Raw genomic sequence first — 13,555 nt, 5'->3', positions numbered from 1 at the left:
GTAGACGGCAGCAGCGCTTTAACTGTGAAAGAGGGTACTGGTAATGTTAGATTCAATAAGGCGATAGGCGAAACAACTCGTCTGACAAGTTTAACTGCCAACAGCAAGATATTTTTAGGCGGCAATGTCGCTACCACTGGCCCTCAAAATTATGGAGATGCAGTGACAATTGCCAATAATTCCATACTCTCGGGCAGCGAGATTACTTTCAATAATACTGTAGACGTACCTGGGAATCTCGGTATAGTTGCTGACAATGTTAATCTCAAAGGAACTGTAACAACCACCAATGACGGCACCCTCACAATCACCAATAAGGTCAATCTAAATATTGAAAACAACCTCAACTTAGACGGTGCATTTATTCAAAATGGCGGCGGAACAGTTGCGGTTAGCGGAAATATCACCACAACTAATGATCGCATTAGTTTTAGCGACCCAGTGACCTTAAAAGCTCCTGTAAAATTTACACTGGGAGAGGCAACAATTGCTTTCGGTTCGAGTTTAGCAGCAGGTAGTAACCCGCTGAGTTTAACAGCAGGTGAAATTGATTTTTCCGGACAGGTTTCGGGTACGGGCGCGTTAACGCTACAACCGGTAACAGCAGGACAAAATATTGTAATTGGCGGAACAGATAACAATACTAGCGCTTTAGATTTGACGGCAGCGGAAATTAATTTGATTCAAAATGGATTTAGCTCGATAGATATCGGGCGCTCCGATAGCAGTGCAAATGTTAGTATAGCCTCTAATCTGACATTGGTAGATCCAGTAAATATCCAAACGGGAACAGGTACGCTATCCGTAGAGGGAACTCTAACCGGAAATGACAACAGCAGCATAGCTCTTTTCGCAGCAACAATAAATTTGAATGCGGGCATCAATACCAATAAAAATCCGCTCGCTATCAACGGCAATGTCCAACTAGGAAACGATATTAATCTCAGTACAGGTGGCGGAGATATTAAGATAATTGGTGCGATAGACGGCAATCATTTGTTAAACTTAGATGCAGCAACAGGCAATGTGCTGGTGCAAGGAAATATCGGAGGAACAGCACCAGTTTCAGTTGTGAATGTAACCGCAACGCAGGCCCAATTCTCTAACGGTAATATTGCGAGCAATTCAGGTTTTAATATTGCGGCGGCGAACACATTGTTGGGGGGCAATGTTACTACTAATCAAGGCAATATCAATATTAACGGTATTCTGGGGTTGACGAAAGATGCGAGATTGAGTACGGCAGGGGGAAATATTGTCTTTGGAGGTGCCATCGACAGTATAGATGCGGCCCGCAGCCTAAATCTGGATGCAGGTGGTGGCAGCATCATTTTCAGCGCACCCGTAGGCGCCACCAGACAGTTAGGAAATATTGCGATCGCAACGGCTGGCAATGTGACAGGAAACTCGACAATTAACGCGCAACAACTGACAGCACTAAACACGGAAAAAGTAAACTTATTGGGAGATGTCACCGCAGGCAAAGTCGATATTACGGCCAAAGGCGATATAACAGTTAAAAATATTACTGCTAATAGCGGAGAAATTATATTTACAAGCGGTAACAATTTCACCGCAGGCAATTTGAATACATCGGGAAACACGGGGGGTAACATAACTGTTAAGGCGATAACTTCAATTACGGCCCGACAAATTAATTCGAGTGCTACAGTGGGAAATGCCGGCAATGTGTTCTTAGATCCGATCGGCGATATTCAAGTAGAGTTTATCAATGCCCAAGGCGGTACAGGCGGCACCGGTGGCGAGGTGACAGCAATAACAGGCAATTTTTTCCGGGCTACGGGTACTTTTTCAACCCCACTTTCGCCGACGGGATTGGCTAGCATTTCTACGGCAGGCGGCGCCGGTGGTGGCAAAATTACAATCGTGCACGCAGGGGGGGATGGAGGCACGCCGATTCAACCGTTTGTAGTGGGAAATGCTGCTAGCAACGGTACGGCGGGTGCAATTACAACGGGACAATCTAGCATTACATCGCAGTCGTTTCCGCGTTCTATTGGTGTTGGTAATATTGTATTTTCTACTGATGACGCTCCTGACCCGACGCCGACGCCAACGCCAACTCCAACTCCAACGGACACTCCAACGGACACTCCAACGGACACTCCAACGGACACTCCAACGGACACTCCGAGTGTCATTTTCCCTCCAGTTGTAACTCCAACTCCCACTGTGAGTATCACTCCAACGGACACTCCAAGTGAAAATCCAACGGACACTCCAAGTGAAAATCCAACTGGGGTTGTAACGGACACTCCCGGGGGGGGTGAAAATCCAACTGGGGTTGTAACGGACACTCCCGGGGGGGGTGAAAATCCAACTGGGGTTGTAACGGACACTCCCGGGGGGGGTGAAAATCCAACTGGGGTTGTAACTCAACCTCCGATCGATTCTACGGAAATACAAGAGCCCGCACCGCAACCCTCAACCCGAGATGCAGGAGACTTGCAAGGCCGTGGCAAAAATTCATCGCTAGACAACCCCCGTAGCGTAGGCGATCGACTTTTAACCCTCGATCGCAGTATCACCAGTAAATTACCCAGCGACTTAGTACCACTCTCTCCAGCACCACCACAACCGCCACCAGCCACCCCTACTTCTAATTTAGTTCTGGGATATGTTCCGTCTCCCGATCGACTTTTTGAAGGTAACGACATACAGAAAACAGTCTGGGGAATCGAAAAAATGAGGAATCAAGAATTTCGAGAATACCTGGGGGTAGAAGCCAACCTCCCAGAGGAAAAAATTTTGATTTCGACATCCCAACAAACTTTACAAAATATCGAACAGCAAACCGGCAAGCGGTCTGGTATTATCTACATAGTCTCGCGAGACGAACAATTAGAACTAATTTTAGTTCCTCCCGTGGGGGACCCGATTCACTACAGCGTCCCCGAAGCCAACAGAGCTGCTCTTTTCCCCACCGTCCAGGAGTTCCGCACTGAAATCACCACTCCCGCGAAACGCGCTAGTACCAGCTATCTAGCCGCCGCCCAGCAACTATATAAATGGGCGATCGCACCCCTAGAAAAAGACTTACAAAACTTAGGAATTCAAACTTTATTACTGTCAGTCGATCCCGGATTGCGGAGCCTGCCCTTTGCCGCTTTGCACGACGGTAAAGGCTTCTTGATTGAAAAATACAGTTTCAGCCTAATTCCAAGTTTTAGTTCGACTAATACCGATTATCAAGCTGTTAGAGACGCCACCGTGCTAGCAATGGGAAGGTCAGAATTTGTTGACCAACAGCCCTTGCCCAGTGTGCCGATCGAATTGCAGGCGATTTCGGCTCAGTGGCACGGCCCATCTTTCCTCAATTCCACTTTCACTATAGATAATCTCAACTCCGAATACGCTAAGGGAAGATTTCGGATCGTTCACCTAGCAACTCACGCTGAATTCAAACCGGGAAAAGCGAGCAATTCCTACATTCAACTGTGGAATTCCAAATTGCAGCTCGATCGCATGGAGAATTTAAATTGGCGCAATCCCCAGGTAGACTTGTTAGTATTAAGTGCTTGCAGAACAGCCTTGGGCGATCGGGAAGCAGAGTTAGGTTTTGGAGGTTTAGCAGTAAAATCCGGCGCCAAATCAGCTTTAGGGAGTTTGTGGTATGTTGACGATGGAGGCACTTTGGCGCTAATGAGCGAATTTTACCACCAGTTGCGAGGAGCCACAACTAAGGCAGAAACTCTGCAACTTGCTCAACAGACAATGATCGCTCGTAAAGTTCGGAGGGAAAAAGGTCAGTTAGTGACAACAGCGGGCCACTTGAATTTACCGACTAACATACAACAACAAAACCAAGATTTTTCTCATCCTTACTACTGGAGCAGTTTCACCCTGATCGGCAGTCCTTGGTAAGCTGCCATATTTTCTACCAAATCCCGTTGAAATATCCCGTTTATTCTTTAGTCCGCGCAGTCTGGCTTTAGTTGTGTAGTAGCGGTTTCAACTGCCGAACTCGCGAGAGAGAAGTTCTATTTCTGTTTCATCACAACCAAAGTAATATCATCAAAAACCTTCTGAGTGCCAATATACTGCCGCACATCATCAATCACAGCTTCCCGAATTTCTTGGGCACAGCAGTGAGGATTTTCAACAACCACTTGCCACAACCTCTTTAATCCGTACTGCGCTTTATTAATATCGAAAGCTTCAGAAATTCCCTCAGTATAAAGCACCTCCACATCCCCAGGATTTAACTGTACTTCTGCTTGAGCAATAAAGTCACCAATCTCTTCTATCAAGCCAATCGGCAATCCTAAATCCATCGTATCTATGCACTCCAATTTTCCATCAACGCGCACCACAATCATTTCCTCATGTTGTCCGCTTAATTTTAGGACGCCTCCGGCATAGTCTAAGATAGCTAAAGTCATATTTTTCTAGCAGTCCATGGGCTAGAGATTGTCATAAGAAGTTTGGTTGAGGATATCCAAAAACTTTACTAGATCGGTTTTGTTTATTTTCTGAAGCGTCCTCACGGCTGTTTGTGCCATAATCATCAACAGGTCACTTTCTAAACCGTGTCCCGTGACATCGCCCATGGTAATCTTAACTCGCTCATCCTGTTGGAATATATCATAGTAATCGCCTCCTAATTCATCGGCTGGTTCCATAAAACCAGCTATTTCTAAGCCTTCAATTGCCTCTAAGTAGTTAGACACAATTAATTACATAAATACATAATATAATGATATTCCAGGCAAAATTATCAGTTATATCATGTCCGGTCGATTACCCGACCTCAGGTAGGCGCGGGTTAACCAACAATATCTGCCAATAATTGACCATCTCAAAAACCCGCCCGACCGGGATATTATGGTCAATCGAGCGAACCTGATATTAATTACAGTTTCATATGATATTGCTCAGGGAAATACATCCTCTTTCGTCTAAATTGCTACAGCGAATTCATCGCCAAAGACGACATCATCATGTACGTCAAAGAGCATATTGCCTCATATTAGCTTCTTGAGGGAAAAAAGGAGAGTTAATGAATATTTTTAGAATAAGTTATAAGATACTCTATGACTGGTTCAATAGGTAAAAAATAGAGGTAATAATAGGACTTTATAATAAACCATAAAGAGGTGAAGAAACCCTATTTAAGTATTCGCAGAAAGCCCAAATCAAAGAGTGAGCTTGCACAAGAACCAAGGGAATTAAAAAATCTTAGCCAAAAACTTCAAGAATCTTGGGGGATAAGTCCGAGTATAAAAACAATTCAAAGAATACTAAAAATGCTTAAAATGAGTTGGCATTGTATGCGTAAAGGAGTTGCCGTCAAGCCTCCAGCCCAGGAATATCAAGATAAAAAGGCGCAATTAGAACAATTAAAGCAATTGTATGCTCAGGGTAAACTTGATTTATATTACTTGGATGAAGCGGGATTTTGTTGGATTCCTTGTGTCTCCTATGGCTGGCAGAATATCGGAAAATATTTAACAATTCCTAGAGGTCGCAGTCAGCGAATAAATGTACTAGGAATCATGAATCGAAATAACTATCTTGAAAATTATATTTCAACTCAAAGTATTAATTCCCTCTGTAGCTATTGCCTATATTGATACTTTTTCTCCCGCATTATATAAACCAAAGGTGATTCTCACAGCTCAAGCTTCTCTTCATACCAATGAGGCTATTGTTGACAAAGTTGAAGAGTTGGAACAACCTAATATTACTCTTTTTGAGTTGCCTTATTACTCTAATGAATTTAATTTAATTTAATTTAAATTGCAGTTTATTAAGTATGAATTTATGGAGATATCTGCTTACAATACTTGGGAATTTTTTGTTAGATTTGTGCAAAAAATCTGAAAAAATTTGGAAAAAACTATGTAATTAATTTTGTCTAGCTACTTATCTTTATATCTTGTAAATTTTGTTCTCTTTTGACTCGCTTGACTTGCCTTTCGCATAGTAGTAAGGGATTGGGTGATATTGTTTCCGGTAGCATCGGAATGATATAGAGGATACGGCGAGTGCCTTAGTCCCTACAATTAATGGGGGTAGGGACTAAGACACTCGCCGTGTCCTGACTGTGAGTAATATTAATTCCGATGCTACCGGAGTTGATATGATGGGTCTCTGGTTTCAACTTGCTCAAAACCCTTATGAATTACCATTTTTTTCAACTTTTTTGTCTATGAATTTTATAAATACCTGAGGGGCAGACCACTCTAATCAGGAATCCCATGACCATCGCCCTCAGGTCGATACCCCGTGTTCGTTACCTATATTACGCAGGTCCTAAGGAGTCTGACATACATAAACAGGGCTGTGTAAAGAAAGAGGAAGTTCAAAACTGAAGGGGCGATCGTAGTCAGGGCCCACCTGAAAGTACATTATGCTATATGTGTGCAAGCTGCGATGTTTTTCGATAATAGTCCGATTGGTATTTTGACCCCCATTATCTTCCTACCTCTAACAGCGTAAATTATGTCGATCTAAGCATCGCATCATGCCATATGTCCGAAGCAAGCAGGTACTTAAAAAACAATAGCAGGTAAGCCAACTTACCTGCTAATTTACAACAAGAAAAACAAGAGTTTTCCGCTCTTTATTGCTGGAGTATTTTCACCGTGAGATCTTTTTTGTAACTCCTATATTTTAAGTAGTAAATCTGTTCCTTCAACAATCATCTTTAACCCGCAGATGGTTTATCTAGGGTTGATTTGTCTCGGATTTGGTGCCGCAGTTCCGTAATTGACTCGACAGCCGATATTGAACAAACTCGAACTGCACTCAAGAGGGACAATCTGCTGATCGAGGAGGGCGCTGCAGCTGACATACTCATCGTTATTAGTATCTCTTACCATACATTCGATCGGCTTAGCTCCCGATCGCGCCGACCAACTCTTCATACCTGCGACTGCAATTATATGCTGCCAGTAGAAAGCAAAGAGCGACACTGCTAACAGTACAGCAACTGCTAATCCTACTTTCAATTTCCAACTATTTAGGACGTTTCCCAAACTGTTTTTCACGTTTTCCACCCCAGAAATTGAGTTTTTGGTAGTTGTTTCTGGAGTTGGCAAGTTTGTTTGTGTTTGTTCTGCTGGAATTTCAGACATAATATATCTCCTCTGATTGCTGGGACTTGGCTAATCTGGCAGTTGCGAGCAAGCATTCTAATTATACAAAATTTTAGCAAAAGTAGCCTCTACTCACGGGTAGACTAGGATCAACGACCCACAAGAACATTTTACTCTTTCTTGTGGAACAGGCATCCTGCTTGTTTTTGAGAATAACCGGTAGAGAAGAGTATGTATATTCAGAAACTGGGATCGGGATCACCCAATGACTGCAAATATCGATTCCTTGGAGGGATACTCGCAGGCGCTCGCCCTTTTTATTCCCTTTGATGCAGTATAATTCTTGATTTCATATATTGTATTTGTTCCTGGTTATTGGTTATTGGTTATTGGTTATTGGGTCTTGAAATAAAAGCGAAAAGCATGGGATCGAAAAGCATTGGCAATCAAAGAACTAATGACTGATGACTAATGGCTGATGACTAATGGCTGCTTCCCTGTTTCTTCGGCTATAGCATGGACAACAACTCAGATTCCGAAACTCGAGCTATTCCCAAAGATTGAGCCTTTTCCAACTTAGAACCCGCATCTTCTCCGACAACTACATAGTCAGTTTTAGCACTAACAGAATTTGTCACTTTTCCTCCCGCTCTTTGAATCAAATCTTTGGCCTCATCTCGTTTCAGACTTGGCAGAGTTCCGGTAATTACAAATGTTTTGCCCGCTAGAGGTAAACTTATCTCTGCTGAATTTTGACTTTTGACTTCTGACTCCAATTGCAAGTCCGCAGCAATTAACCGTTCAATTAAACTCTGATTTGCCGGCACTTGAAACCACTGATAAACAGATTGAGCAATTTCTGGCCCAATACCGTAAACGCCTTCAATAGCTGCGGCTGATGCAGAGGCCAAATCTGTCACATTGGTAAATCTTTCTGTCAGTAATTGAGCATTGACGCTGCCAACATGGCGAATTCCCAAAGCATACAATACCCGCGACCAAGGTTGAGTTTTGGAATTGGCGATCGCACTTACCAACTTTTCTGCTAACTTCTTACCCATGCGTTCCAAACTCATCAATCTTTCCGCAGTCAAATCGTACAAATCCGCGGCAGAATGCACCAGATTGCTATCAACCATTTGCTGCACTAACTTTTCCCCAACACCGTTAATATCCAGAGCATCCCGGCTGCAAAAATGAATCAGCGAACCCCTCAAAATCGCTGGACAAGATGTATTGATGCAGCGAGTAACGGCGTCCCCTTTTTCGCGAACCACAGGCTGTTCGCATTCGGGACAGCAACTAGGCATTTGGAAAAGTTGAGCATTTTCGGGGCGAAGTTCCGGCAAAACTCGCACAACTTCTGGTATAATTTCCCCAGCTTTTCTGACAATTACAGTATCGCCAATGTGCAGGTTCAGATAGGAAAGTCGATAGCTATTATGGAGAGAAGCCCGGGAAACCTTTGTCCCCGCCAACTGCACCGGTCTGAGTTTCGCTACAGGGGTCAGAGCTCCGGTTCTCCCTACTTGTACGGTGACAGCTTGTACTATTGTAGGGACTTCAGCGGCGGGATACTTCAGGGCGATCGCCCAACGCGGAAACCTCTTAGTAAAACCCAATTGTTTTTGCAGTAAAACCGAATTAATCTTAACAACAACCCCATCCGTCATGTAAGGCAAATTCCGCCGCTCAGTATCCCAATATTCATAATACTCGCGGACCTCATCCAAAGAATAGCAAATTTTGCGATTGGGATTCACCTTAAACCCCATTCGTTGCAACAATTCCAACGATTCCCACTGCGTGTTACCCTCGTTACCCCGATCTAAATGCAGAGTATAAGCAAAGAAGTCCAACCGTCGCTGAGCCACAATTTTAGAATCCAACTGCCGCAGCGTACCCGCCGCAGCATTGCGAGGATTAGCAAACAATTGTTCCCCGGCTTTTTCCCGTTCCCGATTAATTTCCTCAAACACAGCTAAAGACAAAAAAGCCTCTCCCCGCACTTCCACAACAGGTGGCGGATTATCTAAATTGAGCTTTAAAGGAATCGAGCGAATAGTTTTTACATTTTGAGTAATTTCCTCTCCGGTTATGCCGTCTCCCCGCGTCGCACCGCGAACTAACACCCCATTTTCATAGGTTAACGCTAAAGCAGAACCGTCAATTTTTAACTCGCAAACATAGGAAACCCCCCCCAATCTCCCCAAGTTTCGCGGGCGAGTAATTTCGCTGTTTTCCTCATTGCTAAGCCCAGGTGCATTTCCATCTACTCCTCCCTCTTTAGGGCTTAGGGGGGGTGCTACTCTTTGCCAGCGTTCCTGCCATTTAGCAAATTCCTCAAAATTAAAAGCATTTTCCAAACTGTAGAGAGGAATATTGTGCTTGACGCTAAAAAATTGAGTAGCCGGCTGTTCTCCCACGCGCTGAGTCGGACTTTCTGCAGTAATTAATTCAGGATAATCTGATTCTAATTCTTGCAACTGGCGATAAAGTCGATCGTACACCTCATCTGGCATAATCGGCGCATCGAGAACATAATAAGCATAGCTAGCTTCCTGTAGCTGCTGCCTCAACTGTTGAATTTGCTGCTGAATCTTTGCTGCCATATCGATTTAAGGTTTTCGATTTAAGGTTTTCGATTTTTGATTATAACTCTCCATTTTAGCTCAAAAAAAAGGAGCGAGCAACCTCTCTGCTGCCCGAGGGATTTTAGAGTTGAGATGATCGATGTCAATTTGAGCTAAAACAAGAGCCAGCAACTTGAAAATCAAAACTTATCCTAAGTATAGCGGTTCTTGGAAAGATGAGGTATTTACCAATTAATTAACCATTCCCCAATCTAAAATCTAAAATCTAAAATCTAAAATCTAAACTCTAAACTTGCACCTCATCTATCTGAGAAAGTCTATATAACCCCGGTCAAAAACGGATACTTGTGAACGACAGGAGTCGCCATCCGCCCAAAATTTTAGACCCTAGTTCAAGCTGCCAGATTCATATGTGGAGTAAATATAAAATCCTTCGACGCTCGCGCTCGCCGAACGTCTCGCCGAACGTCTCACGCCGAAGTCTAAAATCTCAAATCGACTGACTCGCCTTTATAGCTGCCGAATCCGGCGCGTAAATCATTACAAATTTAAGTCGGTAAACTCGGTAAATTTCTTGTTTTCTCCGTGCCTGGAATCTGGACGATTCTCACCATCTTTTTCGCCGTTCAAGTTGCTAGTGGCGCCAGATTTGATGAAGTCTTGAGCGTTATGCTTGAAAGCGAGCGGTTCAGCGTGTTCTACCTGAAATACGTTGGCGTAGAGGTTGGCAATAATCTGTTTGCCTCCCTGGGTCAATTCCAAGTAGTTCAAAGCTGCTGGAATGTATGGAAAAACTCCATTCCAATAAAACTTGGCGTAATTTTGCCGCAAATCTCCCGGAGACTTGTAGCCCAAGATTTTATTAGTGCCGACTTCCTCAAATTCGTAGAACAGAGCACTTATTTTTCGCAGGTAATTGGGGTCGCTCAACTGACCGATCAAATCGGCGGCCCTAGCGAGTCCAGAATAATTGTTTCTGTCTTGATGAGTTTCGCTAGCAGGAACGGGGAAGCGAGTCAATTCAATATTGCGCTTGATTTGTTCGGCATCAATTAATGTGTGGCCGCCGAAGCGTTCGTCAATTACGAGTTTTCCTCGATCGACATGAAAAGGAGTTAAACTGGCAGAAGTAGCGCCAATAGGCACAGGAACCATGCCCCCGTCAATACCCGTAGCGTAGAGTCCCACAGCTTCTTGGTCTTGGCGACAAACACCTTTGACGTAGCCGATATCGTGGCACAGCAGTGAGATCAGGTAGTGCAGCCAATCTTCCGGCGACACTCCTCCTTCGCGAATATGCTTGCCGCGGAGAATCTCTTGTCCCACCAAAGCGACCAGCATTGTATGTTCCACATTGTGGTAGAGAGCATCGCAGTTAGCGATATTTTCCAGAGCCATAGTCCCTGCCCAGGCGATAATTTCAGGGTAGTCAGGCTTGTATTTGCCGTAGGTGCGACGGTAGCCGGCCTGCAGCTCTTGAACAAAAGCGTCAATCAGGATAGCAGTTGCATTGAACATCATAAATCCTCTCACTCAGGCTTTAGTTATAAACTCGATCGAAAATATCTTGCATAGCTGAAAAAGTAATCAATCGGCATTCCATTAGGTTTGACCCATCGCCCAAAGACGTATACAAGCCGCCGACAGGAGTCGTGAAGCTCCCAAAATTTTACACTCTTGTTCAAGCTCCCAGATTGATCTGTTGAGTAAATCTAAAGTATCAAATCGTTCGACGCTCGCGCGACTCCACGCTCGCGCTCGCCGAACGTCTCACGCCTCCGTCTAAAATCTCAAATCGACTAACCCCTCGGGGTTGAATTTTAAATTTCAGCTAGCCTTGTCAAGTCAGAAAATTACTTTTAGGCTATGCTTCCCAAGATAACCTAATTTCCGAAGTAACAGAGCGATTTACGGGCATTAAATGTTGGCCAAAAAATTTACATCGTTTCACCGACTAATTATTAGAAGTCCTAGGTGTGAAAGTTATGAACTGTCTGTTTCCAAGTCTCTCCACTGCTGCCCTTCGCACTCGGCGGTCGATCGCCCCCAAATATTTAGGATTGTTTGCATTAACGGCTGTTTGCACCGCCGCACCAGCTTTGGGAGCCGAGCGAATTTACGTAACTTACGGGCCGGTAGAAGTATCTGTACCGATCGAATCCCTGGCACTGTTCGCCAAAGAAGGCAAAATAGACTCGAACTTGGACGGCTTCGCTCAGTACGCCAAAGAATATCAGCTAGCTGAGATTCGCAGCGCCCTGCAAGCGAAAGCTGAAATCAGCGAGGTGACTATCGCCCAATTCCTCTACACGCCTCAAGGAGAAGTGCTGCTGAGACGCTTGGGTAGACTAATTCAAACCAAAGCTCGGCAGCCGGGATTTTATGCCATCCGAGCCGCCCTGATTTTAGCAGCCTCGGATCCAGAAGGCCTAACAATCGTCAACGTGCTGCGGAAATTCCCCACTTACGGCATCAGGATTGACATCGCCCGCGGCTTGGCTATCGCCAACGAGCTGACATCGCTGATCAACCGTTCCAATCAGACGATCGCCGGAATCGCCCAGTTGTCGGAAGCACAAGCAGCCTTAGAACCCAGCATACCGCCCGCCCTAAGGCTGCAGCCCCAGCTACCGGGCCCCTATAGTTGGAAAAAATCATCGGTAACTCTGACGAGTCCGAATCGCGATCGCACGTTTAATATGGACATTTACTTGCCACAGCGGAGCCCGCAACCGGCCCCAGTAGTAGTAATTTCCCACGGTTTAGGTTCCGATCGCATTTCCTTCCAATATTTAGCCAAACACCTAGCCTCCTACGGCTTTGCCGTCGCCGTCCCCGAACACCCCGGCAGCAACGCCCAACAAATCCAAAACTTAGTAACAGGCAGAACCAATGAACTAGTAGAACCCGCAGAATTTATCAACCGCCCCCTCGACATCAAAGACCTGCTCGATTATTTAACCAAACTTTCTACAACCGATCCGGCCTACCAAGGGCAGCTCGACTTGCAGCGAGTCGGCGTCATCGGCCAGTCTTTCGGCGGCTATACAGCTTTCGCATTAGCCGGGGCGGGAATTAATTTTGCACAGATAGAGAACGACTGCCAGCTCGAAAACGAAACTTGGAACCTCTCCCTGCTGTTGCAGTGCCGCGCCCGCGGCCTAGAGCGCAACCAGTACAATTTCGGCGACCCGCGCATCAAAGCGGCGATCGCCATCAACCCGATCGTCAGTAGCATTCTGGGAGACACAAACCTCAGTCAAATCAAAATCCCTGTCATGATAATCGCAGGCAGCGCCGATACCGTCGCCCCGGCTTTGCTCGAACAAATTCAACCGTTCACTTGGCTGACATCGCCCAACAAATATCTGGTGGTGATGAACAACGGGACTCACTTCTCAACGATCGAGGAATCCCCTCAAAGCCTCTTTTTGCCACCAGCAGAGGCGATCGGGCCCGAACCAGCTTTAGCCCGCCGCTACGTCAGCGGACTCAGCCTAGCTTTCATGGAAACCTATTTGAACAACAAATCAAATTTCCGCCCGTATTTGGAGCCCTCCTACGCTTTAAGCATCTCCGGAGACACTCTCGGACTGAGAATTTTGCGATCGCTCACCCCGCAGCAACTCCAGCAGTTCAGCAGTGGTTCACCTCCTCGCAGCCCGGCCTCTCCACCTCTGATAGCTCCTGTTTCTCCACCTTCTCCGCCTGCCATCGCTCCCGTTCCTTAGGTTTGAGGTGCGCCCCCTCGCGTCCTGGCATATCTTTTCGCGCGGGGGCGATCGCCCCTGTCTATCTTTTAATCAGCTTTCCTGATGAGTTTTATCAGTTTAACTGTCGTTAAACCCCTTTACAAACGTTAACAAGACAGTTAATAATATAAACATCATCCGAACATTG

At 45.3% G+C, this 13,555-nt stretch carries 6 protein-coding genes and 1 pseudogene; 3 read left to right on the top strand and 4 right to left on the bottom strand.

Annotation, left to right across the window (positions count from 1 at the left end; genetic code table 11):
• Positions 1-3,885: CHAT domain-containing protein (locus tag QUB56_RS25120; protein ID WP_332958906.1), on the top strand; the 3,885-nt coding region annotated here is incomplete at its 5' end.
• Between the two features lie 116 nt (positions 3,886-4,001).
• Here the strand turns inward: QUB56_RS25120 and QUB56_RS25115 are convergent.
• Positions 4,002-4,643 (bottom strand): annotated as a pseudogene (locus QUB56_RS25115) (PP2C family protein-serine/threonine phosphatase).
• A gap of 474 nt (positions 4,644-5,117) precedes the next feature.
• Between QUB56_RS25115 and QUB56_RS25110 the strand changes: the two are divergent.
• Positions 5,118-5,594: a hypothetical protein gene (locus QUB56_RS25110; RefSeq protein WP_332958905.1), complete on the top strand. Its 477-nt coding sequence runs from the start codon at positions 5,118-5,120 to the stop codon at positions 5,592-5,594.
• 1,092 nt (positions 5,595-6,686) lie between these two features.
• Here QUB56_RS25110 and QUB56_RS25105 read toward each other — a convergent pair.
• From QUB56_RS25105 to QUB56_RS25095, 3 genes are all read right to left on the bottom strand, one after another.
• Complete coding sequence (locus QUB56_RS25105; RefSeq protein ID WP_332958904.1) at positions 6,687-7,100, bottom strand: hypothetical protein; 414 nt, start codon at positions 7,098-7,100, stop codon at positions 6,687-6,689.
• Positions 7,101-7,570: 470 nt separating this feature from the next.
• Positions 7,571-9,673, bottom strand: coding sequence for an NAD-dependent DNA ligase LigA (gene ligA, locus QUB56_RS25100; protein WP_332958903.1), 2,103 nt, complete (start codon positions 9,671-9,673; stop codon positions 7,571-7,573).
• A 522-nt stretch (positions 9,674-10,195) separates the two neighbouring features.
• Positions 10,196-11,173, bottom strand: a complete 978-nt coding sequence (locus QUB56_RS25095; protein ID WP_332958922.1) for an Npun_R2479 family HD domain-containing metalloprotein — start codon at positions 11,171-11,173, stop codon at positions 10,196-10,198.
• 467 nt (positions 11,174-11,640) lie between these two features.
• On the opposite strand from QUB56_RS25095, the gene QUB56_RS25090 reads away from it, so the two are divergent.
• Entirely contained in the window at positions 11,641-13,386 is a 1,746-nt protein-coding gene (locus QUB56_RS25090; RefSeq protein WP_332958902.1) for an alpha/beta hydrolase, read from the top strand.
• Positions 13,387-13,555: the final 169 nt, after the last annotated feature.

It is taken from the genome of Microcoleus sp. AR_TQ3_B6 (genome assembly GCF_036702785.1).
In the GTDB taxonomy this organism is placed as follows: domain Bacteria; phylum Cyanobacteriota; class Cyanobacteriia; order Cyanobacteriales; family Microcoleaceae; genus Microcoleus.
The sequence above is the reverse complement of the archived record's forward strand: the minus strand, read 5'-3'. Positions and strand labels throughout refer to the sequence as shown.